Below are 14,733 nucleotides of genomic sequence, written 5' to 3'. Positions count from 1 at the left end.
CGGCCACCGCACGTCGGTGGGCGGGGCCTCGTCTTTTGCCGGTTTGATCCTCAGCCCACCCGGGTAGTAGGGCGGGTCCGATCAGGCCGGGGAAAGGCGAGACATGACCGAGGCGATGCAACGAGCGGAGCGTGCCGCGCGGCACGCGGTGGTGGCCTGGGCCCCGGCCCGGTGAGCCTGGAGATCCGGGCGGCGCACCCCACCGAGACGCTGGGTGTGCTGGAGACCGCCGCCCTGCTGCGCGAACTGACCGCCGGGCTGATCGGGAGCAACGACTTCGACGACGCCCTGGAACGACTCGTCCGGACCAGCCAACGGGCCGTACCGGGGGTCACCTGGTGCGGGGTGACCGTTCTGCGGGCCGGCGCACCGGCCGCGGTGGTGGCCTCCGATCCCGCCTCCCGCCCGCTGGACGACATCGAGTACGGCACGGACGGCCCGCCGCTGACCGCGATCCGTTCCCGTGACCTGGTGCACGTCGCCGACCTGCGCCGGGAGTCCCGGTGGCCGGGCTGGACCCGGCGGGCACGGGCGCTCGGCGTACGGGCGGTGATCTCCGCCCCGGTCGACGTCGACGACCACGTGCTCGGGGCGATCAACCTCTACTCCCGTGAGCCGGGGGCGCTGGGCGAGCAGCGGCAGGTGACCGCGATGCTGCTCGCCGAGCACGCCGGGCTGCTGCTCGCCTCGGTACGCGACCGGGCCCGGCAGTACGCGCTCGCCGGGGAACTGGACCGGACACTGGCCAACGGCGAACTGGTCGGCCAGGCGATCGCAGTGATCATGACGGAGCGCGGATGTTCCGCACCGGAGGCGCTGCACGTGCTCCGGCGTACCTCGGGAGCCCTCTCGATTCCGCTGCGGGAGGTGGCCGAGCGGCTGGTCCGCTCGGTGGCCCGGTCGCGTACGTCGTGATCCTGCCGAACGCCTCCGGACACTGTGGTCGTCCGTCCGGCGGCGGTCGGTCCAATGTCACGGCAATCTTGCGGATTGCGCCGGACGGCGATACACAGCGTGTCGGAAACCCGGCCCGACGCGCTACCGTGCGGGAGAGTGCCTGACGGTAGTCCATGAACGAACCGGGGAGGGTCGCCACCATGGAGAGCCGTTTGCGGGTGCACGGTCATCCGATCCAACCGATGCTGGTGACCTTCCCGTTCGGGTTGTTCGTCAGCGCGGTGGTGTTCGACCTGACGTACCTGGCGGGCGGGCCGGTCTTCCTCGGCGAGGTCGGCTACTGGACGGTGGTGGCGGCACTGGTCGCCGCCGTACTGGCAGCCGGAGCCGGCCTGGTCGACCTGTGGGACGTGCCGGACGGGCGTACGCGTCGGGTCGCCGTCACGTTCAACCTGGTCAACGCGGCGGTGGCGATGCTCTTCGTGGTCGCCTGCCTGATCCGCTCCGGATCACCGGAGTACGCCGCCACCGGTGTCCTGGTCACCGTCGAACTGTTGGCGCTGCTGCTCGGCGCGTTCGGCGTCTGGCTGGGTGCCGTCCTCGTCCGCCGCTTCGACCGCCCCCGCGGCGACCCGGGCACCCTCGACACCCTCCGCCCCACCTTCGACCCCACCCCCCACCCCTAACCCCCCAAGATCCGCACTCCTGTAGAGAAAGTGGCGTAATCGAGCGCCGAATTACCCCTCTTTCTCTACAAGAGGCGACGGACGTGGGGAGAGTGGGGGGTGGTGGCGTGGTGGGTGGCCAGGGGGTCGTTGCCGAAGTCGGTGTGGGGGCGGCGGAGCACGGTGTGCGGGTGGTTGCCGTCCTCGCTGGTGTTGTCGTACTCGATCAGCAGGTCGTCGCCCTGGATCCGGTAGTAGTGCCGCTGGCCGGGGCCGGTCGGTCCCTGCCAGGCGAAGTGCAGGTCGCCACCGGCCACCCGGAGCGCCTCGTCGGCGGCGAGTTCCGCCGGTAACCGGTCGAGGTAGAGGCCGACGAGCTGGTCCAGCGTCGCCCGCGCGGACGGACCCAGGCCACCGGCCCGCAGCCCGAGCGGCTCGATCCGGGCCGGCGCCACCGGTGAGGTGCCACTGCGCAGGTCGTCCGGCGCCCGGTCGGAGACGATCGCGGCGGCCCGCCCGGTCGGGCCGATGACGTCCAGCAGCTCTCGCGCGAGGTCCTCCTCCGGAGCCAGTGGACGACTCACCGGCCGGCCGGCGTAGCTGACCCTGGCCGGGTTCGCGCCGAGGAAGACCGGGGTGGGGAAGACCCGGTCGCCCAGCACGGTCATCGTCACCGACAGGTGGTGGCCCTCGAACCGCCAGGAGAAGTGCTCGTCGTGGGCCGGATCGCCGAAGACGGCCACCCAGTAGTCGTCACTGTGCCGGCCCCGTCGCCACCCCTCCTGCCGGTCGAGCACCTCCTCCAACGCGATGATGCCCATCGCCTGGGCGTACGCGTGCGGGCTCAGCGCGGTGGCGAGCAGCCGGTGCGCGGCCTTGCGGGCGGCCCGGTCCAGGTCGGCGACGCAGACACCGGGCCGTGGTCGGGGGCGGTACTCGATCCACCGCCGTTGCGCGTCCGCGTCGAACGGGTGGGTCGCGAGTTCGCGCTCCGGGCCGGCGAGTGTGTTCAGCAGGGCCGTTGCCGCGGTCCGCATCTGCCGGGGTACGGAGTCATCCACCCGCCCTGTATACCTGGTCGCTCGCCTCGACCTCGGCCTGGGTGACGCCTGCGTCGGTGACACCGTCGTACGCGAACACCACCATCCGGGTGCCGTCGTGGGACTGTTCCCGGTCGGTACGCAGATAGCGCTGGACCAACCCGTCGATTTCCAGCTCGACGCTCGACGCGTCCTCGGCGGTGAACAGCGTGCCGTCCCGGGGCCCTCCGACGAGCAGGGCGTCCGGTGTCTTCGGGGTCGTCATGGCCGGCCGGCTACCCGTCCTGCGCCCGCTCAAACACGCGTCAGTCGCGTTGCAGCAGTGCGAGCATGTCAGGCAGTTCGAAGAAGCGGGCCGTCTCGATCGCCGACGGGCTGCCGTGGGTGGGGTCGGCACCGGCATCCAGCAGGGCGGTGACGGTCTCGGTGGAGCGGCGGAAGACCGCCGCCGCGAGGGCCGTCTGCCCCCGGTCGTTGGCTCGGGCCGGGTCGGCGCCGTGGCCCAGCAGCGCGGCGACGGTGTCGGGATGCGCGTGGTACGCGGCCAGGATCAGCAGCGTGTCGCCCTTGCTGTTGGTCAGGTCGACCGGCAGCCCGGCCGCCACGTTGCCGATCAGTTCGGCGGTCTGCCCCTCGCGTGCGAGGTCGAACATCCGGTGCGCGAACGCCAGCGTCTCCTCGTCCAGCTCCTCGGCCATCAGCCCAGCTTAGGGGTCGGGCCGTGGTGGGCGGCTAGCCGGGCGGGAGCAGCCCGCGCATGCGCTGGATCTCGATGTTCTGTTCGGACGCCACGGCGGTGGCGATCTCCTCGACGATGAGGTCGACACCGACCTTCAGCAGGTTGACCGACATGTCGATCGCGCCCTGGTGGTGGTTGGTCATCATCTCGATGAACAGCCGGTCGAACTCCACCCCACGGGCCGCGGTGAGCCTGGCCATCGCCTCCGGGCTCTGCATGCCGGCCATGGTGCCGTGGTCGTGGCCGCGCCGCTTGTCCTCGTCCGGGTCCAGCCCGTACGACTCCAGCCAGCCGCGCATGCGCAGGATCTCGGGTCCCTGGGTGTCCTTGATCCGCTCGGCCAGCACCTTGACCCTGGGGTCGGCGGCGCGGTCGGGCACCAGCTCGGTCATCAACAGGGCCTGGCCGTGGTGCGGGATCATCATCCGGATGTACTCGGCGTCCATTGTGTTGTAACGCGGTGTGTTCGGCGCGACGGAGGTGCCGGGGGGCGCGACCGAGGCCGTCTCGCCGGGGCGGCCCGGCATGATGACCGGGGCCGCCTGGCCGCCGCCGTCGGAGGGGGTCGGGGTGCCGCTGGCGGTGGCCCCGGCGGTACGGTCGCCAGTGGACGATCCGCCGGAATTCGACCGTATGGCCGCGATTCCGCCGATTACCAGCACTGCCACCAGGGCGACGAGGACGATCCGCCGTCGGTTTGTTCCGGTCATCTGGGCGCTCCTCGTCGAAGATCGACTTGGATAATAGCCAGGTGGCGCGGAAGTTCCGTGGTGTGACGCTCGTCACATCGAGGAATTGATGGGTTAGGTAAGGTCCTCAACATCGATAACCCCTTTCGAAGGGTGCCGCCAGATGTTCAACCTTTCCCCACCAGGGGCGCGGCAACTCCGCATCGTCGGGCTTGCCGCGAGTGCCCTGCTCGTGCTCGGCGTAGCGACCGCTCCGCCCAGCAGCGCCCAGGAGCGGACCACCGTTCCGACCGAGTACGCCATACCCGGCGTCGATGAGATCTCGAGCAGCCCGAACCTGCGCCAGATCGCCAATGTACCGAAGGTCGGCCCGTTCAACACGGAGTCCGCCCTCAACAGTGACCTCGCCTTCTCGGGCAACTACCTCTTCTCCGGCAACTACGAAGGGTTCGTGATCTTCGACATCAAGAACCCCAAGTCGCCGAAGGTCGTCTCCCAGGTGGTCTGCGCCGGGTCGCAGAACGACATCTCCGTCCACGGTGACCTGTTGTTCCTGTCGACCGACTCGTCCCGCAGCGACGATTCCTGTGCCAGCACGTCCCAGTCGGCGGCCAACCCCGCCTCCTGGGAGGGCATCAAGATCTTCGACATCAAGGACAAGAAGAACCCCCGGTACATCAAGTCCGTCGAGACCAAGTGCGGGTCGCACACCAACACCCTGGTCCCGAGCAAGGACAAGAAGACGGTCTACCTGTACGTCTCCTCGTACAGCCCGAACGCCGCCTTCCCGGACTGCCAGCCGCCGCACGACCTGATCTCCATCATCAAGGTCCCGTTGAAGAAGCCGACCGACGCCGCTGTCGTGGCCACGCCGGTGCTCTTCCCGGACGGCGGTAACCCGGGGGGCAACGGTAGCTCGGCCACCGCCGGCTGCCACGACATCACCGTCTACGCGGAGAAGGACATCGCCGCGGGTGCCTGCATGGGCGACGGTGTGCTGTTCGACATCAAGAACCGGGAAGCACCCCGAGTGATCAGCTCGGTGCGTGACACCACCAACTTCTCGTTCTGGCACTCGGCCACCTTCAACAACGAGGGCACCAAGGTCGTCTTCACCGACGAGCTCGGTGGCGGCGGTAGCCCGACCTGCAACCCGACGATCGGCGCCACCCGTGGTGCCGACGGTATCTACGACATCACCGGCCGCGGCGACGCCCGTACGCTGGTCTTCCGTAGCTACTTCAAGATTCCGCGGGAGAACACGAACTTCGAGAACTGCGTGGCCCACAACGGCTCGCTGATCCCGGTGCTCGGCCGCGACATCATGGTGCAGGCGTGGTACCAGGGCGGCATCTCGGTCTGGGACTTCACCAACTCGGCCCAGCCGAAGGAAATCGCCTTCTGGGAGCGGGGTCCGCTCTCGGACACCCGTCTGGCGACCGGTGGATCGTGGTCGGCGTACTACTACAACGGCTACATCTACTCGAACGACATCCAGAAGGGCCTGGATGTGCTCGACCTGAACGACTGGCGTACCTGGACTGCGAAGCTCCAGCCGTACAAGGAGTTCAACCCGCAGACCCAGCCCAGCTACTGGTCCTGGTGACCGGTTCCCCGCTCCGGTAGCTGCTGCCGGAGCCGGGTGAACGGCTCTGCACCGGCGGGCCCGACCTTCCCTCACGGGAGGTCGGGCCCGCTGTTTTCCCGGGTACGACCGGCAGCCCGCATCCATCGACCGACGTTGCCGTATCGGTCGCCGCTGTGGTCGAGCTGGACCATGCCCACCGGCAACACCAAGCTGAACGGCGCCACCTGCACCGCCTGAGTCACTGACGGCGGACCGCGGGGTTCGGCGCCACGGCCGTACGCGGAAGGCTTTTCGGGTTCGGAACGGGTGGGGCGGGGTGTCACGGTCCGCCGGTGACACCCCGCCCTCGAAGTTCGGACCATCAGGCCTTGCGTGCGACCGCCCCGTACATGGCGATGTCCTTGTCGGCGATCCCCGCGGCGTCGGAGCCGTCCGGGCGCCACTTGTGCACCTGGACCAGCCCCGGCTCGACCATCTCCAGGCCGTCGAAGAACCCCAGCGCCGTGGCACGGTCGCGGAAGATGAGGGTCTCACCGAGCCTGTTGTACTCCCGCTGGACCTGGGCCAGCGGGATGGGGTCGAACTCGTCGGTCGCGATGGACATCGCCAGGTAGCTGCCGGCCGGGAGCACGTCCAGGACCTGTCGTACGACCCGCAGTGCTTCCGCGTCGTCCTCGATGAAGTGCACGATCGCGATCAGCAGCAACCCGACCGGCTTGTTCAGGTCGAGGGTCTGCTGGAACTCCGGCGAGGAGATGATCGAGTGGGGGTCGCGCATGTCCGCCGCCACGTAGGCCGTGCGTCCCTGTGGGGTCCCGACCATCAGCGCGCGCGCGTGCGCGAGCACGAGGGGATCGTTGTCGGTGTAGACCACCTGTGCGGTCGGGTCGACCGACTGCACGATCTCGTGGAGATTCGGTGAGGTCGGCAGTCCGGTGCCGATGTCGAGAAACTGTCGGATCCCGCACTCGGTGGCCAGGAAACGCGCCACCCGGTGCATGAAGGACCGGTTCTCCTGCATGTGCACCCGCAACGCGGGCCAGATCCGCAACGAGCCCTCGCCGGCCTCGCGGTCGGCGGCGAAGTTGTCCTTGCCGCCCAGGATGTAGTCGTAGATCCGTGCGCCATGCGCCCGGTCGGTTCGCAGATCGACCCCGCGACCATCTTCGCCACGACGTTCCACCAAGGCCTCCGTAAACAAGGTTGTCACTCGTGCAGGCGACCCTACACCGAGCACGTGCCGTACCCAGCTCCCCTGTGGACGGTGAGGCGTCCTCGACGCGGCGGACGGGCGGTAGGCCGGACGGGCGGCAGGCCGGCCGCAACCCCGGGTCGCTGATCGGCCGACCTCGCCGACGGCTCCCCGAGCCCGGCGACGCGTACGCCGCAAGATCGTCTCCTGGTCGTCGCGGGACGTGACCGACGGTGTTCCGACCACGTCCGTCCGGGCAGGGACTATCGTTTCGGCGTGCACATCCGTTTCGACGTCCCGGCCGATCCCACCTACCCGGGACGCGTCGCCGCCGCGCTCAGCGGCGTACGGCTGCGCAGGTACGGTCAGGTCGGCGTGGTGCTCGCGGCGGTCGGGGCGATCGGCCTCGCCGTCTCGCGGGGACTCGGGTGGGGCGACCGGATCTCGCCGCTGTTCGTCACGCTGCTCGTGGGTGGCCTGCTGGCGATGCTGTACGCGCCGTGGGTGCGCTCGCGCGCCCGGCGCCGCTCCGGTCGCTACGCGGTCGAGGGCGCCTACGACATCACCGACGACAACATCATGATGCGCAGCGGCTCCGAGTCCGGCGGCATCGCCTGGGACGGGGTCGCCCGGGTGGAGGACACCCCCGAGTTCTGGATCGTGTACGTCGGCGGGATGCCGGCGACCGTCATCCCCCGCCGGTTGATGTCCGCCGAGGACGACGAGACCCTGCGGGCGTACATGGCCGAGCGGGGACTGCTCCAGCCTCGGTGAACCCACCTGCCGCGGCCCGGGTACCGGGCACCCGATGACGGAGTGGGCCGGCACGTCGCGGGCGCGTCGACCGTGGGCAGCGGATCATGCCCTGGCCCGGTTGAACCGGGCGCCCCAGTTCCGGACCTGTTCGAGCAGTTCGGGTGGGTCGAGGATGCGGAAGTCGGCGCCGAGCACGCCCAGGGCCATGGTCGGCCAGTCCAGGGAGTCGGCGGTCATCCGTACCCGGCAGTGGTCGGCGTCGAGTTCCTCGACCGTGCACCACCGGCCGATGCGCTCGCGTACGGCTGCGGCCGGGGCGTCGACCAGGACCTCCACCTGGTACGGGTGGAACTGGTTCTCCAGGCTGGTGCGGACGAACTCGGCGGCGTCGGCGGCGGGAAGGTCACGGGGCCGGAACCGGGAACCGGTGCCGTGTGGCGCGGTGAGGCGGTCGACCCGGAAGCTGCGCCAGTCGTGGCGGGTGAGGTCGTAGGCGACCAGGTACCAGCGGCGGCCGAGGGAGACCAGGCGGTGCGGTTCGACGTGCCGGTTGGTGTGCCGGTCGTTGGCGGCGGTGTACGAGAAGCGGAGGTGTTCGCTGTCCCGGCAGGCCAGCGCGAGCGCGGTGAGCACGCCCGGGTCGATGCCCGGACCGGCCGGGACGTCCCAGCCGGCGGGCAGGGTCATCGCGCGCAGCGCCTCGACCTGGCGCCGCAGCCGGGGCGGCATCACCTGTACCACCTTGGCCAGCACCCGTACCGAGGACTCGGCGAGGCCCTCCACCGCGCTCTGCGCGGCGGCCTGGAGCCCCACGGCCAGGGCGACCGCCTCCTCGTCGTCGACCACCAGCGGCGGGAGTACCGCGCCCGCGGTGAGCTGGTAGCCGCCGTCCACGCCGCGCTGCGCCTCGACCGGATAGCCCAACTCGCGCAGCCGGTCGATGTCCCGGCGCAGGGTACGGACCGAGACTCCCAGCCGGTCCGCCAGTTCGGTGCCCGGCCAGTACCGGTGGGTCTGCAGCAGGGACAGCAGTCGCAGCGTCCGGGTGCTGGTGTTCGCCATGTCCTCGATTCTCGTGCAATTCAGGTCAGGAAGTGTCCGCAGTGCCGCCTAGCGTGGAATCTGCCCAACCGAACAGGACGAGCAAGGCGGAGACCATGAGCGACACCATGACGAGCATCGACGAATCGACCACCCGCGAGCCGGCCGCCGTCGGCGAGTGCGCCGACCTGTTGGCGATGCTGGCCCACCAGCGGCACTTCCTGCGCTTCACCACCCGCGACCTCACCGACGAGCAGGCCGGGCGGCGAACCACCGCCAGCGAACTGTGCCTGGGTGGCCTGATCAAGCACGTCACCGCCGCCGAACGCGTCTGGACGGACTTCATCCTGCACGGGCCGTCGGTGATGGGCGACTTCGCCACCATGACCGAGGCCGACTGGGCCCGACGGGCCGACGAGTTCCGGCTGCTGCCCGGTGAGACCCTGGCCGGTGTGCTGGCCGACTACGCCGAGGTGGCCCGCCGGACCGACGCCCTGGTCGCCACCCTGGAGGACCTGGACGCCACCCAGCCACTGCCGGACGCTCCGTGGTTCGAGGCCGGCGCACGGTGGTCGGCCCGCCGGGTGCTGATGCACGTCATCGCCGAGACCGCCCAGCACGCCGGCCACGCCGACATCATCCGCGAGTCCCTGGACGGCGCCAAGAGCATGGGCTGACCGGTGCCATCGAGCCACCGCAGCTGATCGGTGCCACCGGCTGGCACGGCGACGGCGGCGGCCCGAACCATCGGGTCCGGGCCGCCCGTACTGTCGTCCCCGTGGTGGCTCCGTACGGTCAGCCGGTGCAGGCGACCGTCGGTACGGGGTTGGAGCCGTTCCAGCCGGCGATGAAGCCGAACGTGGCCGTCGCTCCCGGTGCCAGGTTGTCGTTCCAGGCCACGTTGCGGGCCGACACGTTCGTTCCGGTCTGGGTCAGCGTGGCGTTCCACGCCTGGCTGACCTGCTGGCCCGGGCCGAAGCTCCAGGACGCGGCCCAGCCGGCGAAGGTCCCGGTGCTCGCGTTGCGCACGGTCACCTCGGCCTGGAAGCCGCCCTGCCACTGTCCGGTCACCCGGTACGTCGCGGTGCAGCCACCGACCGGCGGTGCGGTGGTCGTCGGCGGCGGGGTGCTCGGCGGCCCCGTTGTCGGGGTACGGGTCGGCGTCGGGCTCGCCGTCGGCGTCCTGGTCGGTGTCGGGCTGACGGTGGGGCTCGCCGTCGGGGTGACGCCGTTGAGTGCCGAGGTCAGCGCCGGGTACCAGCGGTCGGACATCTTCTGGTCGCCGGCCGCGTTCGGGTGGACCCCGTCGTAGGTGTCGGTGCCGGTGCTGAAACCGGTCCACTGGTTGACCACCACCACCGGTGACGCGGCGGTGGTCTTCGAACTTGCCCAGCCGGGGATGGCGTTGTTCAGCGCGACCACCCGCTGGCCGCACTCGGCACAGGTGCTCGGGGCCATCGGGATGATCTGGGCGACCAGTACCTTCATCGCCGGGTTGCTGGCCCGCATCTGGTCGACGAGCTTGCCGTACGCGGCGAGGATGGTCGCCGGTGCGACGTTGCTCCAGACGTCGTTGGTGCCGAAGTGCATCAGGACGATGTCCGGCCGGGTGGCCGACAGCCAGCCGGGCAACTGGTTCTGGTTGGCCACGTTGGTCACCAGTGCCCCGCCGTGGCCCTCGTTCTCGCCGTCGTACGGCTGTCCGCAGCCCTGCGGGCCGAGCGTGCCGACAAAGTCGATGTTGGTGTAGCCGGTGCTCTGGAGTCTGTTCCAGAGCATGGAGCGCCAGCAGCCGGGGGAGCCGGTGATCGAGTCGCCGAGCGGCATGATCCGGACCGGGGCGAGTGTGGTGGCCGGGGCGGACACGGCCGGCAGGGTGGGCGTCGCGATGACGAGCCCGATCAGTACGGCCAGGGTGGCCAGCGCGGCCCGGCCGAGGGGTTTGCGGAGCATGGTCGTCTCCTGTCACGGTGCGCGGTGAAAGGTATGACGGCCCGGTGCTCCCAGGGCATTGAAGCAGGTAACTTTATTTCGCTCAACGGTCGGGGCATGACGGGTGACGCCACCAGGGTGTTCCGGCGGTGTCCGCCGAGCGCGAGGGTGGGGCCGTTCCCCGGTGCCCTCGTCGCTGATCTCCGCCCGCCGAGGTGGGCGGGGGTCCGCGCGTCGATGATCAATTGCAGCGTGTCATTTCTTAAAACGAGGCTGTAACAGATTGGCCATTGTCCACTCGCGGTAGGTGTCACTAAGGTCCTACGCCATCCACCCGGAAACACCCGAGGGAGGAACGACCCGTGGCCGACAGCATCCGCGCCGCCCTGGTACAGACGAGCTGGACCGGGGACAAAGAGTCAATGATCAAGGCCCACGAGGAGTACGCCCGCCAGGCGGCAGCCCAGGGCGCCAAGGTCATCTGCTTCCAGGAACTCTTCTACGGTCCGTACTTCTGCCAGGTGCAGGACCCGGCGTACTACGCGTACGCGGAGTCGATCCCCGGTCCGACCACCGAACGGTTCCGGGCCCTCGCCGCCGAACTCGGCCTGGTCATGATCCTGCCGATGTACGAGCAGGAGCAGCCGGGAGTCCTCTACAACACCGCCGCCGTGATCGACGCCGACGGCAGCTACCTCGGCAAGTACCGCAAGACGCACCTGCCGCAGGTGCACGGGTTCTGGGAGAAGTTCTACTTCCGCCCCGGCAACCTCGGCTTCCCGACCTTCGACACCGCCGTCGGCCGGATCGGCGTCTACATCTGCTACGACCGGCACTTCCCCGAGGGCTGGCGGGCGCTCGGGCTGGCTGGCGCGACGATCGTGTTCAACCCGTCGGCGACCAGTCGCGGGCTCTCGTCGTACCTGTGGCAACTGGAGCAGCCGGCGGCGGCGGTCGCGAACGAGTTCTTCGTCGGGGCGATCAACCGGACCGGCATCGAGGATGTCGGCGACAACGACTTCTACGGCACGTCGTACTTCGTCGACCCGGAGGGCAGGTTCGTCGGTGCGGTCGGCGACGCGTACGAGCCGGAGCTGATCGTGCGCGACCTCGACCTCGGCCTGCTCGCCGAGGTACGTCAGCGGTGGGCCTTCTACCGGGACCGCCGCCCCGACGCCTACCAGGGGCTCGTACAGCCGTAACCAGCAGCGCGGGCGGGTGGAAACGAACCGGAGGAACGGAAGATGGCACTGCTGATCACCGGCGGGACCGTGGTCGGCCCCACCGGGTCGCACCAGGCGGACGTGCTGGTCGAGGGCGAGACGATCGCCGCCCTGTTCGCGCCCGGCCGGGCGCCCGACGGCGACCACGAGGTCGTCGACGCCTCCGGGCGGTACGTCATCCCCGGCGGCATCGACGCGCACACGCACATGGAACTGCCGTTCGGCGGCACGAACGCCTCCGACACGTTCGACACCGGCACCCGGGCGGCGGCGTACGGCGGCACCACCACGATCATCGACTTCGCCGTCCAGCGGACCGGTGAGGTGGTGCAGGACGGGCTGGCCGCCTGGCACGCGAAGGCGGCCGGCAACGCTCACGTCGACTACGCCTTCCACATGATCCTCGGTGGGGTCGACGACGACTCGCTCAAGGCGATGGACCACCTCGTCGCCAACGAGGGAATCAGCAGTTTCAAGCTGTTCATGGCGTACCCGGGGGTCTTCTACTCCGACGACGGCCAGATCCTGCGGGCGATGCAGCGGGCCCGGGAGAACGGCTCGATGATCATGATGCACGCGGAGAACGGCATCGCGATCGACGTGCTCGTCCAGCAGGCGTTGGCCCGGGGCGAGACCGACCCGGTCCACCACGGACTGACCCGGCCGCAGGCGTTGGAGGCGGAGGCGACCCACCGGGCGATCCGGCTGGCCGAGGTGGCCCGCGACTGCCCGCTCTACATCGTGCACCTCTCCGCCAGCGAGGCCCTGGAACAGGTCGCGGCCGCCCGCGACGCCGGGCGCAACGTCTTCGCCGAGACCTGCCCGCAGTACCTCTACCTGACCCTGGAGGAACAGCTCGGCGCGCCCGGCTTCGAGGGCGCCAAGTGGGTCTGCTCCACCCCGCTGCGCAGCGGGCACGAGTCGCACCGGCGCGACCTCTGGCGCGGCCTGCGCGCCAACGACCTGGCCATCGTCTCCACCGACCACTGCCCGTTCTGCTTCAAGGACCAGAAGGAACTGGGCCTGGGCGACTTCTCGAAGATCCCGAACGGGATCGGCGGCGTCGAGCACCGGGTCGACCTGGTCTACCAGGGTGTGGTCGACGGGAAACTGTCGCTGGAACGCTGGGTCGAGACGATCGCCACCACCCCGGCCCGGATGTTCGGCCTCTACCCGCGCAAGGGCATCATCGCGCCCGGCTCGGACGCCGACATCGTGCTCTACGACCCGGCCGGTCAGACCACGATCAGCGTGGAGACGCACCACATGAACATGGACCACTCCGCCTACGAGGGTTACCGGATCGCCGGTCGGGTGGACACGGTCATCTCCCGTGGCACGGTGCTGGTCTCCGGCGGGACGTACCACGGGCGGGCCGGTCACGGCCGGTTCCTGCCTCGCGGCCTGTCGTCGTACCTCGGCTAGCGAGCGAGCAACGGAAGAAGGAACACCATGCGCGAGATTCCGCACTGGATCAACGGGGTCGAGGTGGCCGGCACCGGCGACCGGCGGCTGCCGGTCTTCGACCCGGCCACCGGCGAGCAGCAGGCCACCGTGGTCGCGGCCACGGACGAGGAGGTACGCGCGGCGGTGCTCGCCGCCCGCGCCGCGCAGCCCGGTTGGCGGGCCGCCTCGCTGTCGCGCCGGGCCGAGGTGATGTTCCGGTTCCGCGACCTGGTGGACGCGCACAGCAAGGAGATCGCCACCCTGCTCTCCGCCGAGCACGGCAAGACCGTCGCCGACGCGGCCGGTGAACTGGCCCGGGGGCTGGAGAACGTCGAGTTCGCGGCCGGCGCGCCGCACCTGCTCAAGGGCGACTACAGCGAGCAGGCCGCGACCGGGGTCGACGTCTACTCGATCCGCCAGCCGCTCGGTGTCGTCGCCGGGGTCACCCCGTTCAACTTCCCCGCCATGGTGCCGATGTGGATGTTCTGCACCGCGCTCGTCGCCGGCAACACGTTCGTGCTCAAGCCGAGCGAGAAGGACCCGAGCGTCTCGCTGCTCCTGGCCGACCTGCTGCGCCGGGCCGGCCTGCCGGACGGGGCGTTCAACGTGGTGCAGGGCGACCGGTCGGCGGTGACCGCGCTGCTCGCCGACCCGGACGTGGCCGCGCTGTCGTTCGTCGGTTCGACCCCCGTCGCCCGCGCCGTCTACGAGGCCGGCACCAGGGCCGGTAAGCGGGTCCAGGCGCTCGGCGGGGCGAAGAACCACATGGTGGTGCTCCCCGACGCCGACCTCGGCGCGGCGGCCGACGCGGCGATCTCGGCCGGGTTCGGCTCGGCCGGGGAGCGGTGCATGGCGGTCTCCGTCGTGGTCGCCGTCGGGGCGGTCGCGGATCCCCTCGTCGCGGCGATCGCGGACCGGATCGGCCGGATCCGGGTCGGCCCGGCCACCGACCCGGACGCCGAGATGGGCCCGCTGATCAGCGCCGAGCACCGGGACCGGGTGCGGTCGTACCTGGACCGGCCCGGCGGTGAACTCGTGGTCGACGGGCGCACCCTGCCGGCCGCCGACGGCCCCGGCTTCTTTCTCGGCGCGTCGCTGGTCGACCACGTCCGCGCCGACTCCGACCTCTACCTCGACGAGATCTTCGGCCCGGTGCTGTCGGTGGTCCGGGTGGACACCTACGAGCAGGCCGTCGACCTGGTCAATTCCAACGAGTACGGCAACGGCACGGCGATCTTCACCCGGGACGGCGGAGCGGCCCGCCGGTTCCAGTACGACGTGGTCTGCGGCATGGTCGGGGTGAACGTGCCGATCCCGGTCCCGGTGGCCTACTACAGCTTCGGTGGCTGGAAGGCGTCCCTCTTCGGCGACCTGCACATGTACGGGCCGGAGGGGCTCCAGTTCTACACCCGTACGAAGGTCGTCACCTCCCGTTGGCCCGACCCGGCGACCAGCGTCGTCGACCTGGGTTTCCCCAAGGTGCGCTGAGGCCCGACCAGTGCCCACCCCGAGCAGGAGGAGCAGG

Annotated in this window: 15 protein-coding genes; 8 read left to right on the top strand and 7 right to left on the bottom strand. The window is 70.1% G+C overall.

What is annotated here, in order from left to right:
- Window positions 1-171 precede the first annotated feature (171 nt).
- Together ACZ6QQ_RS33400 and ACZ6QQ_RS33395 are read left to right on the top strand one after the other, a co-directional pair.
- The gene (locus ACZ6QQ_RS33400; RefSeq protein WP_465881739.1) at window positions 172-915 is read left to right on the top strand and encodes a GAF and ANTAR domain-containing protein; all 744 of its coding nucleotides are present in this window, start codon (window positions 172-174) and stop codon (window positions 913-915) included.
- 182 nt (window positions 916-1,097) lie between these two features.
- On the top strand, window positions 1,098-1,583 hold the full coding sequence (locus tag ACZ6QQ_RS33395) for a DUF2231 domain-containing protein (RefSeq protein ID WP_465881737.1): 486 nt from the start codon (window positions 1,098-1,100) through the stop codon (window positions 1,581-1,583).
- Window positions 1,584-1,648: 65 nt separating this feature from the next.
- Here the strand turns inward: ACZ6QQ_RS33395 and ACZ6QQ_RS33390 are convergent, their stop codons facing one another.
- The 4 genes from ACZ6QQ_RS33390 to ACZ6QQ_RS33375 are packed head-to-tail and all read right to left on the bottom strand — an operon-like array spanning window position 1,649 to window position 4,051.
- Entirely contained in the window at window positions 1,649-2,623 is a 975-nt protein-coding gene (locus tag ACZ6QQ_RS33390; protein WP_465881735.1) for a DUF3500 domain-containing protein, read from the bottom strand.
- Window positions 2,616-2,867, bottom strand: coding sequence for a hypothetical protein (locus ACZ6QQ_RS33385; RefSeq protein ID WP_465881733.1), 252 nt, complete (start codon window positions 2,865-2,867; stop codon window positions 2,616-2,618). The genes ACZ6QQ_RS33390 and ACZ6QQ_RS33385 overlap by 8 nt, the downstream gene beginning before the upstream one ends.
- A gap of 40 nt (window positions 2,868-2,907) precedes the next feature.
- On the bottom strand, window positions 2,908-3,300 hold the full coding sequence (locus ACZ6QQ_RS33380) for an ankyrin repeat domain-containing protein (RefSeq protein WP_465881731.1): 393 nt from the start codon (window positions 3,298-3,300) through the stop codon (window positions 2,908-2,910).
- A gap of 34 nt (window positions 3,301-3,334) precedes the next feature.
- Window positions 3,335-4,051 carry a DUF305 domain-containing protein gene (locus ACZ6QQ_RS33375; RefSeq protein ID WP_465881729.1) on the bottom strand — a complete coding sequence of 239 codons (717 nt, stop codon included), beginning with the start codon at window positions 4,049-4,051 and terminating at the stop codon, window positions 3,335-3,337.
- A 142-nt stretch (window positions 4,052-4,193) separates the two neighbouring features.
- Here ACZ6QQ_RS33375 and ACZ6QQ_RS33370 point away from each other — a divergent pair, with 142 nt between their 5' ends.
- Window positions 4,194-5,636, top strand: coding sequence for an LVIVD repeat-containing protein (locus ACZ6QQ_RS33370; protein ID WP_465881728.1), 1,443 nt, complete (start codon window positions 4,194-4,196; stop codon window positions 5,634-5,636).
- 343 nt (window positions 5,637-5,979) lie between these two features.
- On the opposite strand, the gene ACZ6QQ_RS33365 is transcribed toward ACZ6QQ_RS33370, so the two are convergent.
- Window positions 5,980-6,801 (bottom strand): SAM-dependent methyltransferase, encoded by an 822-nt coding sequence (locus ACZ6QQ_RS33365; protein ID WP_465881726.1) that lies wholly within the window; start codon window positions 6,799-6,801, stop codon window positions 5,980-5,982.
- A 285-nt stretch (window positions 6,802-7,086) separates the two neighbouring features.
- Here ACZ6QQ_RS33365 and ACZ6QQ_RS33360 point away from each other — a divergent pair, with 285 nt between their 5' ends.
- On the top strand, window positions 7,087-7,584 hold the full coding sequence (locus tag ACZ6QQ_RS33360) for a YcxB family protein (RefSeq protein WP_465881724.1): 498 nt from the start codon (window positions 7,087-7,089) through the stop codon (window positions 7,582-7,584).
- Between the two features lie 84 nt (window positions 7,585-7,668).
- Here ACZ6QQ_RS33360 and ACZ6QQ_RS33355 read toward each other — a convergent pair whose 3' ends face one another.
- Window positions 7,669-8,628, bottom strand: coding sequence for a helix-turn-helix transcriptional regulator (locus ACZ6QQ_RS33355; RefSeq protein ID WP_465881723.1), 960 nt, complete (start codon window positions 8,626-8,628; stop codon window positions 7,669-7,671).
- Window positions 8,629-8,723: 95 nt separating this feature from the next.
- On the opposite strand from ACZ6QQ_RS33355, the gene ACZ6QQ_RS33350 reads away from it, so the two are divergent.
- Window positions 8,724-9,284 carry a DinB family protein gene (locus tag ACZ6QQ_RS33350; protein ID WP_465881721.1) on the top strand — a complete coding sequence of 187 codons (561 nt, stop codon included), beginning with the start codon at window positions 8,724-8,726 and terminating at the stop codon, window positions 9,282-9,284.
- A gap of 118 nt (window positions 9,285-9,402) precedes the next feature.
- Here the strand turns inward: ACZ6QQ_RS33350 and ACZ6QQ_RS33345 are convergent, their stop codons facing one another.
- Window positions 9,403-10,560 carry a cellulose binding domain-containing protein gene (locus ACZ6QQ_RS33345; protein ID WP_465881719.1) on the bottom strand — a complete coding sequence of 386 codons (1,158 nt, stop codon included), beginning with the start codon at window positions 10,558-10,560 and terminating at the stop codon, window positions 9,403-9,405.
- 341 nt (window positions 10,561-10,901) lie between these two features.
- Between ACZ6QQ_RS33345 and ACZ6QQ_RS33340 the strand changes: the two genes are divergently transcribed.
- Genes ACZ6QQ_RS33340 through ACZ6QQ_RS33330 form a run of 3 tightly spaced genes read left to right on the top strand, consistent with a single transcriptional unit; the run spans window position 10,902 to window position 14,696 of the window.
- Entirely contained in the window at window positions 10,902-11,741 is an 840-nt protein-coding gene (locus ACZ6QQ_RS33340) for a nitrilase-related carbon-nitrogen hydrolase (protein ID WP_465881718.1), read from the top strand.
- Window positions 11,742-11,783: 42 nt separating this feature from the next.
- Complete coding sequence (gene hydA / locus ACZ6QQ_RS33335) at window positions 11,784-13,187, top strand: dihydropyrimidinase (protein WP_465881716.1); 1,404 nt, start codon at window positions 11,784-11,786, stop codon at window positions 13,185-13,187.
- Window positions 13,188-13,214: 27 nt separating this feature from the next.
- Window positions 13,215-14,696: a CoA-acylating methylmalonate-semialdehyde dehydrogenase gene (locus ACZ6QQ_RS33330; protein ID WP_465881714.1), complete on the top strand. Its 1,482-nt coding sequence runs from the start codon at window positions 13,215-13,217 to the stop codon at window positions 14,694-14,696.
- Window positions 14,697-14,733 lie beyond the last annotated feature (37 nt).

The organism is Micromonospora sp. NPDC049529 (genome assembly GCF_055586685.1).
The sequence above is the reverse complement of the archived record's forward strand: the minus strand, read 5'-3'. Positions and strand labels throughout refer to the sequence as shown.

Coding starts and splice junctions, on each gene's coding strand:
- ACZ6QQ_RS33395 (WP_465881737.1), top strand. CDS start 1,098: ATGGAGAGCCGTTTGCGGGTGCACGGTCATCCGATCCAACCGATGCTG.
- ACZ6QQ_RS33385 (WP_465881733.1), bottom strand. CDS start 2,867: ATGACGACCCCGAAGACACCGGACGCCCTGCTCGTCGGAGGGCCCCGG.
- ACZ6QQ_RS33380 (WP_465881731.1), bottom strand. CDS start 3,300: ATGGCCGAGGAGCTGGACGAGGAGACGCTGGCGTTCGCGCACCGGATG.
- ACZ6QQ_RS33375 (WP_465881729.1), bottom strand. CDS start 4,051: ATGACCGGAACAAACCGACGGCGGATCGTCCTCGTCGCCCTGGTGGCA.
- ACZ6QQ_RS33370 (WP_465881728.1), top strand. CDS start 4,194: ATGTTCAACCTTTCCCCACCAGGGGCGCGGCAACTCCGCATCGTCGGG.
- ACZ6QQ_RS33355 (WP_465881723.1), bottom strand. CDS start 8,628: ATGGCGAACACCAGCACCCGGACGCTGCGACTGCTGTCCCTGCTGCAG.
- ACZ6QQ_RS33350 (WP_465881721.1), top strand. CDS start 8,724: ATGAGCGACACCATGACGAGCATCGACGAATCGACCACCCGCGAGCCG.
- ACZ6QQ_RS33345 (WP_465881719.1), bottom strand. CDS start 10,560: ATGCTCCGCAAACCCCTCGGCCGGGCCGCGCTGGCCACCCTGGCCGTA.
- hydA (WP_465881716.1), top strand. CDS start 11,784: ATGGCACTGCTGATCACCGGCGGGACCGTGGTCGGCCCCACCGGGTCG.
- ACZ6QQ_RS33330 (WP_465881714.1), top strand. CDS start 13,215: ATGCGCGAGATTCCGCACTGGATCAACGGGGTCGAGGTGGCCGGCACC.